The sequence below is a fragment of the Streptomyces sp. NPDC034085 genome, from assembly GCF_055575555.1.
The window spans coordinates 79,672-97,713 of the sequence record NZ_JBVISL010000001.1 but is presented as its reverse complement, the minus strand read 5'-3'; the positions used below and the strand labels follow the sequence as shown (position 1 = coordinate 97,713).

Sequence of the window (18,042 nt, the reverse complement as noted above, 5' to 3'; positions counted from 1 at the left end):
TCCCCGGCCGTCCCGCACGCAGCACATTCTTTGACGTAGGAAGAGAGCAAGACGACAGCCATGGCTGAGCCTCAGAACATCCCGGCGGGCTCCACCACCGCCGGCGCGATCGCGGTGGCCGCCGAGTCCACCGTCGCCACCCGGATGAGCGCGCCCCCGTCCTTCGACGTGGCCGACTTCCCCGTTCCGCACGGCCGCGAGGAGGAGTGGCGGTTCACCCCGCTCGCCCGCCTCAAGGGCCTGCACGACGGCACCGCGGTCGCCAACGGCACCATGAAGGCCCAGATCGACGCCCCCGAGGGCGTGACGGTCGAGTCCGTCGAGCGCGGCGACGAGCGGATCGGCAAGGCCGGCGTCCCCGTCGACCGGGTCGCCGCCCAGGCCTTCTCCTCGTTCGCCAAGGCCACGGTCGTCACCGTGCCCAAGGAGACCGTGCTCGCCGAGCCCATCCGGGTCTCGCTCCACGGTGAGGGCGGCACGACCTTCGGGCACACCGTCTTCGACATCAAGCCCTTCGCCGAGGCGATCATCGTGATCGACCACACCGGTGACGGCGTGCGCGCCGCCAACGTCGACATCCTCGTCGGCGACGGCGCCAAGGTGACCTTCGTGTCCGTCCAGGACTGGGACGACACCGCGGTGCACACCTCGCAGCACAACGCCCTCATCGGCCGCGACGCGAGCTTCAAGTCCGTGGTCGTGACCTTCGGCGGCGACGTCGTACGCCTGCACCCGCGCGTGCGCTACGCCGGCCCCGGCGGCGAGTCCGAGATGCTCGGCCTGTACTTCACGGACGCCGGCCAGCACCAGGAGCACCGTCTCCTGGTCACGCACGACGCCCCGCACTGCAAGTCCAACGTGGTCTACAAGGGCGCGCTCCAGGGCCAGGACGCCCACGCGGTCTGGATCGGTGACGTCCTCATCGAGAAGACCGCCGAGGGCACCGACACCTACGAGATGAACCGCAACCTGGTCCTCACGGACGGCGCGCGGGTCGACTCGGTGCCGAACCTCGAGATCGAGACGGGCGAGATCGTCGGCGCCGGCCACGCCTCCGCGACCGGCCGCTTCGACGACGAGCAGCTCTTCTACCTCCAGGCCCGCGGCATCCCGGCCGACGACGCCCGCCGCCTGGTGGTGCGCGGCTTCTTCGCCGAGCTCGTCCAGCAGATCGGTGTCGCGGACATCGAGGAGCGCCTCATCACGAAGATCGAGGCCGAGCTGGCGGCGGCCGTCTGATGGGCTACGTCAAGGCCTGTGCGCTGAGCGAGCTGGAGGAGAACACCCCCAAGCGGGTGGAACTCGACGGCACGCCGGTGTCCATCGTCTCCACCGAGGGGGAGGTGTTCGCGATCAACGACATCTGCTCGCACGCGAACGTCTCGCTCTCGGAGGGTGAGGTCGAGGACTGCATGATCGAGTGCTGGCTGCACGGGTCGGCCTTCGACCTGCGCACCGGCAAGCCCTCCGGTCTGCCCGCGACGCGCCCCGTCCCCGTTTACCCCGTAAAGATCGAAGGGGACGACGTGCTCGTCTCCCTCACCCAGGAGTCCTGAGGTACCCATGGCAACGCTTGAAATCCACGACCTGCACGTCTCCGTCGAAGCCGAGAACGGCGCCCGCGAGATCCTCAAGGGCGTCGACCTCACGGTCAAGCAGGGTGAGACGCACGCCATCATGGGCCCCAACGGCTCCGGCAAGTCCACCCTGGCGTACTCGCTCGCCGGTCACCCGAAGTACACCATCACCGGTGGCACCGTGACCCTCGACGGCGAGGACGTCCTGGAGATGTCCGTCGACGAGCGCGCCCGCGCCGGCGTCTTCCTCGCCATGCAGTACCCGGTCGAGGTCCCCGGCGTCTCGGTCTCCAACTTCCTGCGCACCTCCGCCACCGCCATCCGCGGCGAGGCCCCCAAGCTGCGCACCTGGGTGAAGGAGGTCAAGTCCGCGATGGAGCAGCTCCAGATGGACCCGGCCTTCGCCGAGCGCAACGTCAACGAGGGCTTCTCCGGCGGTGAGAAGAAGCGCCACGAGATCCTCCAGCTGGAGCTCCTCAAGCCGAAGATCGCGATCCTCGACGAGACGGACTCCGGTCTGGACGTCGACGCGCTGCGCCAGGTCTCCGAGGGCGTCAACCGCGTCCGCTCGACCGGCGAGGTCGGCACGCTGCTGATCACGCACTACACGCGGATCCTCCGCTACATCAAGCCCGACTTCGTCCACGTCTTCTCGGAAGGCCGCATCGTCGAGTCCGGTGGCGCCGAGCTCGCCGACAAGCTGGAGGCGGAAGGCTACGAGTCGTACAGCACGAAGGGTGGCGCGACCGCGTGACACAGCTGCCTGGCCTCCTCGACATCGAGGCGATCCGCAAGGACTTCCCCCTGCTGGATCGTGTGGTCCACGACGGGAAGAAGATCGTTTACCTGGACAACGCGGCGACCTCGCAGAAGCCGCGCCAGGTGCTCGACGCGCTGAACGAGTACTACGAGCAGCACAACGCCAACGTCCACCGCGGCGTGCACGTGCTCGCCGAGGAGGCCACGGCGCTGTACGAGGGTGCCCGCGACAAGGTCGCCGCCTTCATCAACGCGCCGAGCCGCGACGAGGTGATCTTCACCAAGAACGCCTCGGAGTCGCTCAACCTGGTCGCGAACATGCTCGGCTGGGCGGACGAGCCCTACCGGGTCGACCGCGAGACCGAGATCGCCATCACGGAGATGGAGCACCACTCCAACATCGTCCCGTGGCAGCTGCTCTCGCAGCGCACCGGCGCGAAGCTGAAGTGGTTCGGCCTCACCGACGACGGCCGGCTCGACCTGTCCAACATCGAAGAGGTCATCACGGAGAAGACGAAGATCGTCTCCTTCACGCTGGTCTCCAACATCATGGGCACGGTCAACCCGGTCGAGGCGATCGTCCGGCGCGCCCAGGACGTCGGCGCCCTGGTGCTGATCGACGCCTCGCAGGCCGCCCCGCACATGCCGCTGGACGTCCAGGCGCTGGGTGCCGACTTCGTGGCCTTCACCGGCCACAAGATGTGCGGCCCGACCGGCATCGGCGTCCTCTGGGGCCGTCAGGAGCTGCTCGAGGACCTGCCCCCGTTCCTCGGCGGCGGCGAGATGATCGAGACCGTGTCGATGCACGCCTCGACCTATGCCCCCGCGCCCCACAAGTTCGAGGCCGGCACGCCCCCGATCGCCCAGGCCGTCGGCCTCGGCGCGGCCGTGGACTACCTGTCCTCGATCGGCATGGAGAACATCGCCGCGCACGAGCACGCGATCACCGAGTACGCGGTCCAGCGCCTCCTCGAGGTGCCCGACCTGCGGATCATCGGCCCGATGACGGCCGAGGACCGCGGCGCCGCGATCTCCTTCACGCTCGGGGACATCCACCCGCACGACGTCGGCCAGGTGCTGGACGAGCAGGGCATCGCCGTCCGCGTCGGCCACCACTGCGCGCGCCCCGTCTGCCTGCGGTACGGAATTCCGGCGACCACGCGAGCGTCTTTCTATCTGTACTCCTCTCCCGCCGAGGTCGACGCGCTGATCGACGGGCTGGAGCACGTACGGAACTTCTTCGGATGACGACGAGTCGGACGACACGAGGCTGACGAGGACGCTGTGAAGCTGGATTCGATGTACCAGGAACTGATCCTGGACCACTACAAGCACCCGCACGGGCGCGGCCTGCGCGACGGCGACGCCGAGGTGCACCACGTCAACCCGACGTGCGGCGACGAGATCACGCTGCGCGTGAAGTACGACGGCGAGACGCTCACCGACGTCTCCTACGAGGGCCAGGGCTGCTCCATCAGCCAGGCCAGCGCGTCCGTGCTCAACGAGCTGCTCGTGGGCAAGGAACTCGCCGAGGCGCAGAAGATCCAGGGCGTGTTCCTGGAGCTGATGCAGTCCAAGGGCAAGATGGAGCCCGACGAGGAGATGGAGGAGGTGCTGGAGGACGCGGTCGCGTTCGCCGGCGTCTCCAAGTATCCGGCGCGCGTGAAGTGTGCTCTGCTGAGCTGGATGGCGTGGAAGGACGCGACCGCCCAGGTGCTGGGCGACGCGGAGAGGAAGACGGCATGACCGAGAACGCGACGCCCGAGGCGTCGATCAAGCCGGCCACCGAGGAGGAGGTCCGTGAGGCCCTCTACGACGTGGTCGACCCCGAGCTGGGCATCGACGTCGTCAACCTGGGGCTGATCTACGGCATCCACGTCGACGACGCGAACATCGCCACCCTCGACATGACCCTGACCTCGGCGGCCTGCCCGCTGACGGACGTCATCGAGGACCAGGCGAAGTCCGCGACGGAGGGCATCGTCAACGAGCTGCGCATCAACTGGGTCTGGATGCCCCCGTGGGGCCCGGACAAGATCACGGACGACGGCCGTGAGCAGCTGCGCGCGCTCGGCTTCAACGTCTGACCCACGCGTACGCGTGAGGGCCCCCGGCACGGTCGTGCGGGGGCCTTCGGCGTTCCCGGGGGTTCTCCGGCGTTCTCCGGGCCGGCGGTTCGCACCGGGAGTCGGCCGCGGTGTCCGGATCCCCGGAGCGGGGGAAGGGCCGGGCGGCCTGGGTCACGCCGGGCTGACCGGCTTCCGGTCAGGGTCCGGGTCCGGGTGCGCGCTCGCCGCCAGTGACGCGGCCAGGTGTTCGCGGCGGATCCGCCGGTCCACGTACAGCAGCCCGGTGGGCAGCTGTGGGAAGGCCGGCAGCAGCACGAGGGCCGACAACGCTCCGGCGAGGCCGAACCAGGCCTGGAGCGCGTACCCGGCCGCCCCGGTGAACGCCACCGCCGGGACGGTGACGCCGAGGGTGCGCCACCACGCGCCCCGCACCAGGCGGGCCGAGCGCCGCAGCGCCGCCACCGGCCCGAGCCCCTCGAACCCGGCGGCGGTCGGCGCCAGGGCGAACAGCACACCGAGCCACAGGGCGACGGGGACCAGCGGCAGCAGCGCGGGGGCCGGCAGCCCGGCCGCCGCGCCGGCCGCCAGGGGGGCCGCCGCGGTGAGCAGGGCCAGCAGCTGCGCGCCGAGCACGCCCGGCGTCCGGGGCAGCGCCGCCCGCAGCAGCCCCGGCGCGGTGACCGGGCGGCCGAGCACCGCCGGGCGCAGCAGCACCGCGGTCAAGGCGGTGGCCAGCGCGCAGGTGAACAGCAGGAACAGGGCCGCCGCCGGGAACAGGGTCCACACGAAGACCCGGCTGCCGGAGCTGCGGCTGAGGGAGGCGAGGGTCGCCGCCCCGGCCGCCGCGGCGACCAGCAGCCCGGCCGTCAGCTGGCCGAGGAGGAGCGCGCCGCCCAGCGCGCCGCCGTACCGGCGCAATGTGGTGACCGCGGCCCCGAGGATGTCCCCGGGCCCCAGGGGCCGCAGCGGCACCACGCCGGGCCGGGGTCGCGGCGGGGGCAGCCAGCCGCCGCCCGTGTGGGTCCCGTACTGCGCCATGCGCGGCCCCCCGTCCCCTGAGGGGGACACCGTAGCTCCGCGCCGCGCGCGTGTCTGCGGGCGTGCGTGTGTACATGTGTACGCATCGATGTGTACTGTCGTACACATGCCCTACGTCCTGCTCGCCGCGGCCATAGCCGCGGAAGTCGCCGGCACCACCGCCATGAAGTACAGCGACGGCTTCACCCGGCTGTGGCCCTCGCTGGGCACGCTGCTGGGCTACGTCATCGCCTTCACCCTGCTCGCGCGGACGCTGAAGACGATGTCGGTCGGCACCGCGTACGCGATCTGGGCCGGTGTGGGCACCGCCGCCATCGCCGCGATCGGCATGGTGTTCCTGGGGGAGGCGGCCACCGCCGCGAGGATCGCCGGGATCGCCCTGGTCATCGGCGGCGTGGTGCTGCTGAACCTGGGCGGGACGGCGCACTGATGGCCGCCGGAGTGCGGCGGTACGACCCCGGGCGCCGTCAGCGGATCATCGACGCCGCGATCCGGGTGGTGGCGGCCAAGGGCATCGGGGGGCTCAGCCACCGCAGCGTGGCGGCGGAGGCGGACGTACCGCTGGGTTCGACCACCTACCACTTCGCGACCCTGGACGACCTGCTGACCGCCGCCCTGCGGCAGGCGGCCGAGGCCTTCGCCCCCGTCCTGGCCGTGCGCCCGGGCGAGGACCTCGCCGGGGCGCTGGCGCGGCTGCTGGGCGAGACCCTGTCGGCGGACCGGGGCCGGGCGGAGCTGGAGTACGAGCTCTACCTGGCCGCGCTGCGCCGGCCCGCGCTGCGGCCGGTCGCCGCCGAATGGTGCGGGGCCCTGGCGGGCGCGATGGAGGAGCACACCGACCCGGTCACGGCGCGGGCGCTGGTGGCGGTGATGGACGGCATCAGCCTCCAGGTGCTGCTGACGGGCGCCCCGTACGACGAGCCGTACGCCCGCGAGGTCCTGGCCCGGGTGCTGGGGCCGGGAGCCTGAGGCGGGGCGGCCCGGGCCCCGCGGTCGGTCCGGGGAGCCGCCGGACCGGGGCGGTCGGTCCGGGGAGCCGCCGGGCCGGGCGGTCAGCCCGCGGAGCCGCCGGCGCGCACCGCCGTCAGGGCCGCCGTCACGCTCGCCTCGATGTCGCCGATCGGGTACAGCACCTCGCGCACCGTGCGGTCCCGGTCCACGACCAGCGTCAGCCGCTTGATCCGGCTCACCCCCGCCGCACGGAACGTCGGCAGCCGCAGGGCCGTCACCAGGTCCAGTCCGGCGTCCGACAGCAGCGGGAAGCGCAGCTGCTCCTGCTCCGCGAACTCCCGTTGCTCGTCGGGCCGCTGCGTGGAGACCCCGTGCACGGTGGCTCCGGCGGCGGTGAACTCCGCGAGCTGGTCGCGGAAGCTGCACGACTCCAGCGTGCAGCCCTTCGCCCCCGGGATCCCGGCCCAGCCGGGCGGGTAGGACTCGGCCCGGGCGTAGGCGCCGGGGAAGCAGTACAGGACGGTGAACGGGGTGTCCGCCACCGGGTCGCGGAGCTCGCCGAAACGGTCCGGCAGCAGCAACTCCGGCAGCCGGGTGCCGCGCAGCGCGTGGACCCGTACGGCCTCCTTCGAGGACTCCTCGGCCGTCGCCGTCATCTCTCCCTCTCCCAGGACCCAGGTGTCACCCCAGTCCTGGAGGGCCACCAGGACCGGCAGCAGCCCCCGCCCGCGCGGGGTCAGCCGGTACTCGTGCCGCACCGGGCGCTCCCGGTACGGCTCGCGCGTCAGCACCCCGGCCTCGACCAGCAGCTTCAGCCGCTCGGCGAGCACCTTGCGGGACATCCCGAGCTCGCGCTGGAGCTCGTCGAAGCGGTACAGGCCGCGCGCGGTGTCGCGCACGATCAGCAGCGTCCACCAGTCGCCCACGACGTCGAGGGCCTGGGCGATGGAGCAGTCCGCGTCACCGAGGTGCGTGCGCTGGGCCATGGGACCTCCTTAGTCCGTTGACCCAAGGCTGTCATGCTGACATAGTCCGTTCCCAAAAGGAACTTACTCGGTCGGGGCGCGGGGGTGGCGGTGTGCTGCAAGGGTTCAAGGACGTACCGAGGGTCGTGTGGCTGCTGGCCGCGGGGGTCTTCGTCAATGCCGTCGTCAGCGTCACCTTCGTCTTCGTCTTCCTGTACCTGAGCGGCCCGCGCGGCCTCGGGGCAGCCCAGGCGGGCCTGGTCACCGGCATCGGCGGCGTCGGGCTCGTCGCGGGCAACTTCACCGGCGGCTGGTACGGCGACCGCTTCGGCCACCGCCGGGTGCTGCTCGCCGCCTCCGCCCTCGGCGGCGCCGCCCTGACGGTCTTCCCGCTGCTGCCCACCCCGCTGCTGTACGCCGCCCTGCCGCTGGCGCAGTACGCGGCCGGCGTCGTCCGGGCCGCGAACGCCGCCCTGGTCGCCGTCACCGTCCCCGAAGGGTCCCGCCGGCAGGCCTTCGCGGTCGTCCGCTGCGTGTCCAACGGCGGCTTCACCCTGGGCCCGCCGCTGGGGGCCCTGGTCGCGTCCGGGATCTCGTACGACTGGCTGTTCGTCGGTGACGGCCTCGGCACCCTCTTCTTCGCCGTCTGGACCGCCCGCGTCGTCCCCGCCCGCGGCGCCGCCCGCACACCCGCCGCGGCCCCGGACGGGGGTCGGGGCCGCGACGGGGTGTGGGCGGCGCTGCGGGCGCGCCCCAGCGTGCTGGTACTGCTCGGTGCGGTCCTGGTCGTGGACGTGGTCTACCGGCAGCAGTACTCCGTCTTCCCCGTCTTCCTCGCCGACCACGGCCTCGACGTCCGCGCCTTCGGCCTGGTCATGGCCCTCAACGGAGCCGTCATCCTGCTGCTGGAACTGCCCGCCGCCGTCGCCCTGCGCGCCCGGCCGCCCCTGGCGGTCATCGGCACCGGGCTGGTGCTGGTCGGCGCCGGCTACGCGGCACTGCTCCTCGGTGCGGGCCTCGCGACCGCCGTCGCCATGATGGTGCTGCTCAGCCTCGGCGAGATCCTCTACAAGACCACCGCCACCGCGTACGTCGCCGACCAGGCCCCCGAGCACGCCGTCGGGCGCTTCCAGAGCCTGTACGCCGGGGTCTCCGTCAGCGGGACCGTCCTCGCCCCGCCCGCCGGCGGAGCCCTGTACGCGGCGGCCCCCGGCCTGCTGTGGCCGCTGTGCGCGGCCCTGGCGGCGGGCGCCGGGGCGGTCGTACTGGCCCGGCACCGGAGCGAGGCGCGGGCGGCCGGCCGGCCGGGGGAGCGACACGCCGCCCGACCGGCACATGAGACCGGTTCGCGACCGCGGGCCGTCGCCGGTTAGGTTTCGGGCATGACTGCTACGCGTACCACCGGCGCCGTCGCCGCCGGACTTGCCACCCTCGCCGCCGACGGCACCGTCCTCGACACCTGGTTCCCCGCCCCCGAGCTGACCGCAGAGCCCGGCCCGGCCGGCACCGAGCGCCTCACGGCCGAGCGGGCCGTGGAGCTGCTCGGCGCGGCCGCCGCCAAGGCCGTCCGCTCGGACGCGGTGCGCGGCGTCGAGGTCGTAGCCGTCCGCACCGTCATCGCCTCCCTGGAGGACAAGCCGCTGGACGCGCACGACGCGTACCTGCGCCTGCACCTGCTGAGCCACCGCCTGGTCAAGCCGCACGGCCAGAACCTGGACGGCGTCTTCGGCCTGCTGGCCAACGTCGCCTGGACCTCCCTGGGCCCCGTCGCCGTAGACCAGGTCGAGACCGTGCGGCTCAACGCCCGCGCCGAGGGCCTGCACCTCCAGGTCACCTCGATCGACAAGTTCCCCCGCATGACCGACTACGTCGCCCCCAAGGGCGTGCGCATCGCCGACGCGGACCGCGTCCGCCTCGGCGCGCACCTCGCCGAGGGCACCACCGTCATGCACGAGGGCTTCGTCAACTTCAACGCCGGCACCCTGGGCACCTCCATGGTCGAGGGCCGCATCTCCGCGGGCGTCGTGGTCGGGGACGGCTCCGACATCGGCGGCGGCGCGTCCACCATGGGCACCCTCTCCGGCGGCGGCAAGCAGATCATCTCGATCGGCGAGCGCACCCTGATCGGCGCCGAGGCGGGCATCGGCATCGCGCTGGGCAGCGAGTGCGTGGTCGAGGCCGGCCTCTACGTCACCGCCGGCACCCGGGTGACCCTGCCGGACGGCCAGATCGTCAAGGCCCTGGAGCTGTCCGGCGCCGACAACATCCTCTTCCGCCGCAACTCGGTCACCGGCGCCGTCGAGGCCCGCCCGTACAAGGCGAACTGGGGCGGCCTGAACGAGGTCCTGCACAGCCACAACTGATGCCCCGCCGGCAGTCGTCGGCCCGTCAGCAGCGAGTGCCCTCCCGGTCGGACCGGGAGGGCACTCGTCGTGGGCGGGGGCCGGCGGCCGGTCCGGGCTGCGGTCAGTGCAGCGGGAGCGTGCGGATCAGGCCCGCGAAGGCCTGCTCCTCCGCCTCCGTCAGCTGGACCGACTCCATCGGGTGCGCGTCGGCGCCGCGCTGGCCCGGGATGGCGGCGAGGCCCTCGGGGGAGCCCGGCTCCGGGTGGTGGAAGCGGCTGTCCCACAGCATGTGGCCGAGGCCGAAGACCCAGACGAGGGCCGCCACGAGGAGGACGGCGACGCCGATTTCCTGGGCGAGGGAGATGGAGGGGAACACGCGGTCCTCCCGGGGTGCGGACGGTACAAGGAGGGCAAGTTCGGGCGTGGGGACACTCAACACCACAACCGGAAGATTTTGGCACCGGTGTGTCCAGCGTCACGCCAGGGCCGGAGCCCCGGCGCGGTGCGGCCGCCCTACGGCTCCAGCCGCAGCTTGAAGCCCTCGTGGCTGCGTGCGAAGCCCAGGCGCTCGTAGAAGCGGTGCGCGGCGGACCTCCGCTTGCCGCTGGTCAGCTGGACCAGCCCGCAGCCCCGCGCGCGGGCCCGCTCGACCGCGAGGCGCATCAGCTCCGCGCCCAGGCCGCCGCCCCGGCGGTCCGCGCGGATCCGTACCGCCTCCACCAGCGCCCGGTCGCGGCCGCCCTGTCCCAGACCCGGGACGTACGTCAGCTGGAGGCAGCCCAGCACCTCTGCCCCCGGTCCGCCGGCCTCCTCCGCGGTGAGGACCAGCATCTCGTTGCGCGGATCCGCCCCGATGGCGGCGAAGGCCCGTTCGTGCGCCTCGCCGACGGTGACCGAGGCCGGATCGAGGACCCGCTCCTCGTCGGCCAGCAGGGCGAGTACGGCGGGCAGGTCCTGACGGGTCGCGGTACGGAGGATCATGGCCGGATTGTGACAGGGGCCCGGCCCGGGACGGTGGCCGGGCCCCTGCGGCCGGGTTACGGACGGAAGCGCAGCACCTGCGGGTCGTGGTCGCTGTTCTGCGCCGAGAACTCGGCGTTGATGTGCACGCTGTCGTAGCTGAAGTTCTTGATCGACGGGCTGGTCAGGATCTGGTCCAGCACCTGCGCGTTGCCCTGGTAGACGTAGGAGTAACGTTCCGCCTTCGGCAGCGACTTGATCGCCGAGTACAGCGCCCCGCCGTCCTCCAGCGCCTTCGCCGTCCCGGAGAACTCGAAGTCGTTGATGTCGCCGACCGCGAGGACGGCCGCGTTCTTGTCCACCGCCAGCAGCTCCTTGACGAAGCCGTTCACCGCCTGCGCCTGCAGGAGCCGCTTCTCCTCCGACTTGCGCACCGGCGGCTGGTGGTGCGAGACCAGGCCCTCGTCGCCGCCCTTGGAGCCGAAGTGGTTGGCGATCACGAAGACGGTGCGGCCGCGGAAGACGAACTCGCCGGCCAGCGGCTTGCGGCTGTCGGCCCACGCCGGGTTCGCCGGGTCGATCCGGCCGGGGGAGTGGGTCAGGGCGGCCTTGCCCTTCTCCTGCGCCACACCGGTCGCCGTCACCGCGTCGCCCGCGGCACGGTCGGTGAAGGACACCCGGGCCGGGTTGAACAGGAACACCTGGCGGATGTTGCCGCCGGGCTCGCCGCCGTCCTTGTTGTTCTCCGGGGCGATCGAGCGCCACTGGTACGCGGGGCCGCCCGCGGCCTTGATCGCCTCGGTGAACTTCGTCAGCGTCTGCTCGGCCGAGACCGTGCCGTCGTTCTTGGCGCCGTTGTCGTCCTGGATCTCCTCCAGGGCCACGATGTCGGGCGAGGCCAGGTTGTCGACGACCGCCTTGGCGAGGTTGTCGAACTTCTCCTGCGGGTCGCTCGGGTCGAGGTTCTCCACGTTGTACGTGGCCACCGCCAGCTCGCCGGGCGACTGGGCCTTGGTCTTCTCGGGGGCGAGCGTGCCCGCCTTGACCGTGCCGAGATTGCGCGCCACGAGGGTGTAGCCGCCGAACTGGTTGAAGTCGAGCGGGCCCTCGGTGGTGCCGGTGAGCTTGTCGCCGACGTTGGCCACCGGGAAGGGCTGCTGCGCCAGCGGCGCGAGCTGCTGGATCTGGAGACGGCCGGTGTTCTGGGACTCGTACGAGCCGTAGACGGTGCCGCCGCGCTTGGCGGGGTTCTCCCAGCCCTTCACCGTCACCCACAGCTCCGCGTACGGGTCGGTGGCGCCGACGACGCGCGAGGTGCCGATGCGGACGTTCATCCCCTCGAGGGACTCGTAGAAGTCCAGGGCGTAGCGCGAGGGCTCCAGGGTGAGGCCGTTGATGCTGCCGCCGGCCGCCGGGTCGCCCGCCGGGGCGTACTCCGCGGGGACCGTGTACTCGCTGATCGCGGCGGCCGCGGGCAGCGCGTTGCCCGAGGAGACCACCGTCACCGCGGGCTTGGCGATCTGGGTGACGGACTGGTTGCCGGAGCCCGCACCGCCGGGGACGTACTCGCCGACCGTGCCGGAGACCTTGACGGCGTCGCCGACGGCGACGGTCGGGGCGGAGCTGGTGAAGACGAAGACGCCCTCGCTGGTGGCGGAGTTGTCGTCGGCGTCCGGGTCCTGGATCCAGAAGCCGCGGGAGCCGTAGGTGCGCACGCCCGTGACGATGCCCTCGACCCCGGCGACCTGCTTGCCGTTGAGGGGGGAGATCCGGGTCGTGCCCTGGATGTCGTGGATGCGTATCGGATCGGCGGACCCGGCGCCTTCGGCCGCGTCGGCGGTGCCCGCGAGCAGGCCGGTGGCCAGCGCGGTGGCGACGAGGGCCGCGACGGCGGCGGAACGGGGATGCGAGGAGCGCATGGGCGGGAACTCCGGTGTGTGGAGGAGAAGGTGCGGGCGCTTGACGGCCCGTGTACATCTACGCGCGTCAATTTCCTGGGTGACCAGGGACGTTGTCAAGGGCTCCAGGGGATACGACGGTCGACTGTGCGATGAACCAAAGGTGATGGCCGCCTGGCCTGCGCCGAATGCGTCTACGCTTGGTCGCCGCACCGGGCCTGACGGTCCGTCCGTATGTGTTTTCGGCCACATGGCCGGACGGCATCCGTCGCCCGGCGCCGTGGCACTGCCCGAACCACCCGACCGCCTGACTGCCCCACCGCTCAGCCGCCCCACCGCCCCGCGCGGCCCGTCCGAGGAGAACCACCCCATGTCCGCAGAGCCGCACCCCACGCTGCCGCCGGTACGGCTGCCCTCCGACGCGGAGCTGGCCCGCGACGCCCTCGTCGCCCCGCTGTTCGCCCGCGCCGTACGCCTCGCCCGCTGGGCCGGACCCGCCACCCGCGTCGACGTCGGCGGCGAACTCGCGTCCGACCAGCTGCCCGAGGCCGCCGAGGCCCTCGGCCTCGACGCCGCGGACGAGGACGCCCCCGTGTACGCGAGCCAGGCCTGGCGGGTGGCCGTCGACACCGGCCTGGTCGACGTGACCGAGCCGGAGGAGGACAGCGGCGACGGCGCCGACGGCGGCGAGCCCGAGTACGGCACCGCCACCCCCGGCGAGGACCTCGCGCTGGTGGCCGGCGGCGCGCCCGGGGACGTGCTCGACCTGTGGCTGGCGGCCCTGGACACCGTCCTCGCGGACGCGGCCGTACCCGAACTGGACGACCTCGTCGACGCCCTGGACGCCGGCGGCGAGATCGACTTCGACCGCCTCGACTGGAACCCGCAGCGCGAGGCGGACTTCCTCGACGGGGTCCTCGCCAACCTCTACCTGCTCACCGTCGCCGAAGGCGGCGCGGGCGAGGGCCCGGTGCCGCTGCCGGTGCTCGCCGCGTCGATGATCGTGCCCGACGAGATGGGCGATCCGACCGACGCCGTGCTGGAGCAGGTGTCGGACGCGATGATGCGGCTGGACGACCAGTTCCGCCAGCTGGAGCCCATCGGGCTGGTCGAGTACCGGCCCGTGGACGAGGCCCTGCTGGCCGAGGAGGACGACCTCGCGGACGCCGGTGCCGCCGACTCCTCCGGCGGGCCCGGTCCCGAGGACGACGAGGACGTGTCCCGCTACGGGATGGTACGGCTGACCCCGCTCGGCCTCTACGGTGTCCGCGCCCGGATGCTGGAGGCCGGGGTCGAGGCCCCCGCGGTCGGGGAACTGGCCGACAAGGGCGCCGAAGCGCTGCTCGACGCCGTCTCCCGCTACCCGGGGGGCGCCGCCCAGGCCGAGATCGAGCAGTGGCTGGCCGGGCGCTCCCTGCCGGACGCCGTGGCCGAGCTGCTCGCCGCCGCCCGCGGCGACGACGAGGGGGCCCCGCTGCGCCGACTGCGGTGCCAGCAGGCGCTCGCCCCGGCCGGGCCGGAGGCCGAGCCGGCGATGCGGGCGGTCCTGGACGACCCGGAACTGGGCGGGCTCGCCCGCGTCTGGCTCGCCGAGCACGGGGTGACCGGCGTACCGGCGCCCGACGGAGCGATGGTGTTCTGGCTGACGGTGGACACCATCGCGGCACAGCTCGCGGCGGACGGGGAGACCGAGGAGCTGCCGCAGCTCATGAGCAGCCTGACGGAGCACCACGCCGGCTTCTTCGAGCAGGTCTGGCGGGTGGACCACCCCTCCACGGCGTACGTCCTGGAGGCGATGGGCCGGCTGCACCCGGACAAGAAGGCCTCCAAGGAGGCGCGGAAGGCGGCGTTCAAGGCCCGCTCCCGGCAGGCCTGACCGCGCGGGGGCGCCTCGCCGCCCGTCACCCGGCGCGGCCTGTGGCGGGCGCCGGGGCGGGGGGTGTACAACAGGCCGTTTCGGGTGCCGGAGTTCGCCATTCCGGCTTCAGGGAAGGGCTCGGTCCGCATTCTCGGGTAGTTCAGCCGCCGTTCACGTACGGGCGGGAGCGTGTGCGCCGACGACCGTACGTCAGGCGCACCACCTCCCCACCCCTGGAGCCCCGATGCCCCTCAGCCGCAGAGACTTCACCGCCCGCACCGTCATCGCCGGTGCGGGCGTCGCACTGACCGGGACGGTCGGCGCCCTCGCCACCGCCCCCGGGGCGCTGGCCGCCGACGACCCGACGCCCGACGCCCTCGACGCACAGGGACGTCCGCACGCCCCCGGATACGGTCCGCTCGTCCCGGACCCGGCCGGACTGCTGGCCCTCCCCGCCGGGTTCCGCTACCGGGTGATCACCCGTTCCGGCGTCACCACCCTCGACTCCGGTGAGAGCACCCCGTCCCACCACGACGGCACCGCCGCCTTCGAGGGGCACCGCGGTGTCACCCTCCTCGTCAACAACCACGAGCTCAAGGGGCCGCGCACCGGTTGGGCCCACCCCGTACCGCTCGCCGAGGGCCTCGTCTACGACCCGGCGGCGGCCGGCGGCTGCACCGTCGTGGAGGTCCGGCGCGGCGGCGAGGTCGCCGAATGGGTGGGCATCGCCGGTACGTCGACCAACTGCGCGGGCGGCGCCACCCCCTGGGGCACCTGGCTGACCTGCGAGGAGACCGAGGACCTGGCCGGCAAGAACGGCATGACCAAGGACCACGGCTACGTCTTCGAGGTCGACCCGCACGACCGCAGGGCCAACCGCGACCCGCAGCCGGTCAAGGCGTTCGGGCGGTACGCGCACGAAGCCGTCGTCATCGACCCGCGCCAGGGCCACGCCTACCTGACCGAGGACGCCTCCGGCCCCAACGGGCTGCTCTACCGCTGGACCCCGCCGCACGGCTTCCGGCACGGGCGCGGCAAGCTGCGTACCCTCGCCGCCGACGCCGGGGTGCTCGCGGCCGCCAAGTGCTTCGACAGCCAGGGCCGTTTCGTCGACGACCTCTCGCGCGCGACGAAGACCGGCACCGTGTACGGGGTCGACTGGGCGGAGGTGACCGACCGCGACGCGCGCGGCCTGCCGGTGCGCAAGCAGTTCGCGGCCGGCGCCGTGACCCGGGGGCGCAAGCTGGAGGGCATGTGGTGGGCCGACGGGGGCGCCTACTTCGTCTCCTCCTACGCGCGCGAGGAGAGCCCGGGCACCGCGCACGACGGCCAGGTGTGGTTCTACGACCCCAAGCGGCGCACGGTCCGGCTCGTCGTCCTGATCGGGGTCAACCGGGAGCCGGGCGCCGAGGGCGGGTACGACGGCCCCGACAACATCACCGTGTCGCCGCACGGGGGCCTGGTCATCGCCGAGGACGGCGAGGGCGTGCAACACCTGCTCGGGGCCACCGAATCGGGCCGCGTCTACCCGCTGGCGCGCAACGAGCTCAACATCGGGACGGCCGAGGAGCCCGAGTACTCGGAATTCACCGGGGTCTGCTTCTCCCCGGACGGGCGCACCCTGTACGCCAACATCCAGGACCCGGGCATCATGCTGGCCATCACCGGCCCCTGGCGGCGCTCGCCCCGCTGACGCGGGAGCCCGGCGGAGGTGCTCCCGCCGAAGTGGCGCTCCCCCCAAGGGGGGACGGCGGTCCCGGGGCATCCTGTGCCCCGGGACCGCTCACTGAACGGTGGCCATCTCCTCGGCGCGGGAGGCCGCTGCCCACTCCTCGAGCAGGAACTCGTACGCCTCAGAAGGCCACTCGCCGTCCACCCGGGTCTCGACAAGACGCCGTATCGCCTCGTTCGCCTCGGCGGCGGACGGGCGCGCGGGACCCGCGGGCTGGAGTGTCTTCTGCATGCTTCCAAGGCTACGGGCGGGCACTGACAGCCACCTCCGGATTACGCGTGGCATCCATCACCCGGATCGCCGCCCGTCGGGCAGCGGGTCTCGGCATATGCCCGCCCACCTGGTCAGAGAGCCTGCGAGGCGGGCTTGACCATGCCGCGCACTGTGCGGGACTTCACAAACTCGCCCATGGCCGTCATCTCCCATTCGCCGGAGAACTGCTTGATCAGCTTGGCCATCATGACGCCGGTCTGGGGCTCGGCGCCGGTCAGGTCGAAGCGGACCAGCTCCTCCCCGCTCGCCGCGTCGATCAGTCGGCAGTAGGCCTTGGCGACCTCGGTGAACTTCTGGCCGGAGAAGGAGTTCACCGTGAAGACCAGTCCGGTGGCGTCGGCGGGCAGCCGGCCGAGGTCCACGACGATCACCTCGTCGTCCCCGGCGCCTGCACCCGTGAGGTTGTCCCCGGAGTGCTTGACGGCGCCGTTCAGGATCGACAGCTTGCCGAAGTAGCAGCTGTCGATGTGGTTGCGCTGCGGGCCGTAGGCGATGACGGACGCGTCCAGGTCGATGTCGCGGCCGCCGAAGGCCGGCTCCCAGCCCAGCCCCATCTTGACCTGCGAGAGCAGCGGGCGGCCGCCCTTGACCAGGGACACGGTCTGGTTCTTCTGGAGGTTCACCCGCCCCTTGTCGAGGTTGATCTTCCCGCCCCCGGGCGGCGCGGCCGGCGGTGCCGCGGGGGCCGGCGGGGAGGGGGCAGCCGGGGCGGGGGCGGCCGGACCGCCGAGCCAGGGGGACGCGGGCGGCGCGGCCGGCGGGGCGGGGGGTGCCGCGGGCGCCGGCGGGGCGACCGGAGCGGCCGCCGCGGGCGGGGCCGGCTCCTCGTCCACGGAGACCCCGAAGTCGGTGGCGATGCCCGCGAGGCCGTTCGCGTATCCCTGGCCGACGGCGCGTACCTTCCAGACGCCGCCGCGCTGGTAGATCTCGACGACCACGAGGGCCGTCTCGGGGCCGAGCCGCGGCGGGGTGAAGGTGGCGATCACTGTGCCGCCCGCCGCGTCCCGCACGGTGGCGGTGGGCTCGATGCCCTGGAAGCTCTGGCCGGCCGCGTCGGGGCTGGCCGTGACCACGATGCGTTCAATGCCGGGCGGCAGCGCGCCGGTGTCCACGGTGATCGAGTCCGGCGCCGAACCGCCGCCGGACCGGTGGCTGACACCGGGCCCGGAGGGCTGGTTGTAGAAGATGAAGTCGGCGTCGGAGCGCACCTTGCCGTCCGCCGCGAGCAGGAGCCCCGACACGTCGAGCCGCACCGGGGCAGCCACGTCCACCGTCACGCGGTCGGTGTTGAGCGGCAGGTTGGAACCAGGGGTCATAGCGGTCATGCCCGGAGAACGAGCGGAGCGGCTTTGCCGTTCCCTTACTCTCCGCCCGGATTTCAGCGCCGGTTGCGGGGGTGGTTCCTGGCGGTGCGCTCGTTGCCGATCTTGTAGGCGCCGGTCCAGCGGGCCATCACCAGCTGCGCGTCACCGGACTCGACCTCGGCCAGGAACGCGTCGGCCCGGGCACCCCGCAGGGTGCCCGCGGCGCGGCCCCGGTGCGTGATGCGGACGGTGCGGTCGCTGTGCACTGCGTACGTGAACCCCTGTGGCTTCGGCATGCGGCGCAGCCTGCCCC

20 protein-coding genes are annotated in these 18,042 nt (G+C 72.7%); 12 read left to right on the top strand and 8 right to left on the bottom strand.

Going from position 1 to position 18,042, the window contains the following annotated elements; translation table 11 throughout:
- Positions 1-60 precede the first annotated feature (60 nt).
- Genes sufD through ACZ501_RS00465 form a run of 6 tightly spaced genes read left to right on the top strand, consistent with a single transcriptional unit; the run spans position 61 to position 4,423 of the window.
- Complete coding sequence (gene sufD, locus ACZ501_RS00490) at positions 61-1,239, top strand: Fe-S cluster assembly protein SufD (protein ID WP_361599165.1); 1,179 nt, start codon at positions 61-63, stop codon at positions 1,237-1,239.
- Complete coding sequence (locus ACZ501_RS00485; protein WP_007263437.1) at positions 1,239-1,556, top strand: bifunctional 3-phenylpropionate/cinnamic acid dioxygenase ferredoxin subunit; 318 nt, start codon at positions 1,239-1,241, stop codon at positions 1,554-1,556. The genes sufD and ACZ501_RS00485 overlap by 1 nt, the downstream gene beginning before the upstream one ends.
- 7 nt (positions 1,557-1,563) lie before the next feature.
- On the top strand, positions 1,564-2,331 hold the full coding sequence (gene sufC / locus ACZ501_RS00480) for a Fe-S cluster assembly ATPase SufC (protein WP_361599169.1): 768 nt from the start codon (positions 1,564-1,566) through the stop codon (positions 2,329-2,331).
- Positions 2,328-3,584, top strand: coding sequence for a cysteine desulfurase (locus tag ACZ501_RS00475; protein ID WP_361599172.1), 1,257 nt, complete (start codon positions 2,328-2,330; stop codon positions 3,582-3,584). Before sufC ends, ACZ501_RS00475 begins: the two co-directional genes overlap by 4 nt.
- 36 nt (positions 3,585-3,620) lie before the next feature.
- On the top strand, positions 3,621-4,082 hold the full coding sequence (gene sufU / locus ACZ501_RS00470; protein WP_361599175.1) for a Fe-S cluster assembly sulfur transfer protein SufU: 462 nt from the start codon (positions 3,621-3,623) through the stop codon (positions 4,080-4,082).
- Entirely contained in the window at positions 4,079-4,423 is a 345-nt protein-coding gene (locus ACZ501_RS00465; RefSeq protein WP_361599178.1) for a metal-sulfur cluster assembly factor, read from the top strand. Before sufU ends, ACZ501_RS00465 begins: the two co-directional genes overlap by 4 nt.
- Before the next feature lie 153 nt (positions 4,424-4,576).
- Here ACZ501_RS00465 and ACZ501_RS00460 read toward each other — a convergent pair whose 3' ends face one another.
- Positions 4,577-5,443 (bottom strand): hypothetical protein, encoded by an 867-nt coding sequence (locus tag ACZ501_RS00460; protein WP_468791418.1) that lies wholly within the window; start codon positions 5,441-5,443, stop codon positions 4,577-4,579.
- A 106-nt stretch (positions 5,444-5,549) separates the two neighbouring features.
- On the opposite strand from ACZ501_RS00460, the gene ACZ501_RS00455 reads away from it, so the two are divergent.
- The gene (locus tag ACZ501_RS00455; RefSeq protein WP_468791415.1) at positions 5,550-5,873 is read left to right on the top strand and encodes a DMT family transporter; all 324 of its coding nucleotides are present in this window, start codon (positions 5,550-5,552) and stop codon (positions 5,871-5,873) included.
- Entirely contained in the window at positions 5,873-6,412 is a 540-nt protein-coding gene (locus tag ACZ501_RS00450) for a TetR/AcrR family transcriptional regulator (RefSeq protein ID WP_361599187.1), read from the top strand. The genes ACZ501_RS00455 and ACZ501_RS00450 overlap by 1 nt, the downstream gene beginning before the upstream one ends.
- An 83-nt stretch (positions 6,413-6,495) precedes the next feature.
- Here the strand turns inward: ACZ501_RS00450 and ACZ501_RS00445 are convergent, their stop codons facing one another.
- Positions 6,496-7,380, bottom strand: coding sequence for a winged helix-turn-helix transcriptional regulator (locus ACZ501_RS00445; RefSeq protein ID WP_468791412.1), 885 nt, complete (start codon positions 7,378-7,380; stop codon positions 6,496-6,498).
- 95 nt (positions 7,381-7,475) lie between these two features.
- On the opposite strand from ACZ501_RS00445, the gene ACZ501_RS00440 reads away from it, so the two are divergent.
- Both ACZ501_RS00440 and dapD read left to right on the top strand, forming a co-directional pair.
- Positions 7,476-8,732 (top strand): MFS transporter, encoded by a 1,257-nt coding sequence (locus ACZ501_RS00440; RefSeq protein WP_468792628.1) that lies wholly within the window; start codon positions 7,476-7,478, stop codon positions 8,730-8,732.
- 9 nt (positions 8,733-8,741) lie between these two features.
- On the top strand, positions 8,742-9,722 hold the full coding sequence (dapD, locus tag ACZ501_RS00435) for a 2,3,4,5-tetrahydropyridine-2,6-dicarboxylate N-succinyltransferase (RefSeq protein ID WP_361599193.1): 981 nt from the start codon (positions 8,742-8,744) through the stop codon (positions 9,720-9,722).
- Between the two features lie 103 nt (positions 9,723-9,825).
- Here dapD and ACZ501_RS00430 read toward each other — a convergent pair whose 3' ends face one another.
- The 3 genes from ACZ501_RS00430 to ACZ501_RS00420 form a co-directional block, all read right to left on the bottom strand.
- Positions 9,826-10,080, bottom strand: a complete 255-nt coding sequence (locus tag ACZ501_RS00430; protein WP_361599196.1) for a hypothetical protein — start codon at positions 10,078-10,080, stop codon at positions 9,826-9,828.
- A 137-nt stretch (positions 10,081-10,217) separates the two neighbouring features.
- The gene (locus tag ACZ501_RS00425; protein WP_468791410.1) at positions 10,218-10,685 is read right to left on the bottom strand and encodes a GNAT family N-acetyltransferase; all 468 of its coding nucleotides are present in this window, start codon (positions 10,683-10,685) and stop codon (positions 10,218-10,220) included.
- Between the two features lie 56 nt (positions 10,686-10,741).
- The gene (locus tag ACZ501_RS00420; protein ID WP_468791407.1) at positions 10,742-12,583 is read right to left on the bottom strand and encodes an endonuclease/exonuclease/phosphatase family protein; all 1,842 of its coding nucleotides are present in this window, start codon (positions 12,581-12,583) and stop codon (positions 10,742-10,744) included.
- A 349-nt stretch (positions 12,584-12,932) separates the two neighbouring features.
- Here ACZ501_RS00420 and ACZ501_RS00415 point away from each other — a divergent pair, with 349 nt between their 5' ends.
- Both ACZ501_RS00415 and ACZ501_RS00410 read left to right on the top strand, forming a co-directional pair.
- Positions 12,933-14,438 (top strand): hypothetical protein, encoded by a 1,506-nt coding sequence (locus ACZ501_RS00415; RefSeq protein WP_468791404.1) that lies wholly within the window; start codon positions 12,933-12,935, stop codon positions 14,436-14,438.
- A 226-nt stretch (positions 14,439-14,664) separates the two neighbouring features.
- Positions 14,665-16,113, top strand: a complete 1,449-nt coding sequence (locus ACZ501_RS00410) for an alkaline phosphatase PhoX (protein ID WP_468791401.1) — start codon at positions 14,665-14,667, stop codon at positions 16,111-16,113.
- Between the two features lie 90 nt (positions 16,114-16,203).
- On the opposite strand, the gene ACZ501_RS00405 is transcribed toward ACZ501_RS00410, so the two are convergent.
- From ACZ501_RS00405 to ACZ501_RS00395, 3 genes are all read right to left on the bottom strand, one after another.
- Entirely contained in the window at positions 16,204-16,383 is a 180-nt protein-coding gene (locus tag ACZ501_RS00405) for a hypothetical protein (RefSeq protein WP_361599210.1), read from the bottom strand.
- A gap of 113 nt (positions 16,384-16,496) precedes the next feature.
- Complete coding sequence (locus ACZ501_RS00400) at positions 16,497-17,741, bottom strand: TerD family protein (RefSeq protein WP_468791398.1); 1,245 nt, start codon at positions 17,739-17,741, stop codon at positions 16,497-16,499.
- Positions 17,742-17,803: 62 nt separating this feature from the next.
- Complete coding sequence (locus ACZ501_RS00395; protein WP_361599216.1) at positions 17,804-18,025, bottom strand: hypothetical protein; 222 nt, start codon at positions 18,023-18,025, stop codon at positions 17,804-17,806.
- Positions 18,026-18,042: the final 17 nt, after the last annotated feature.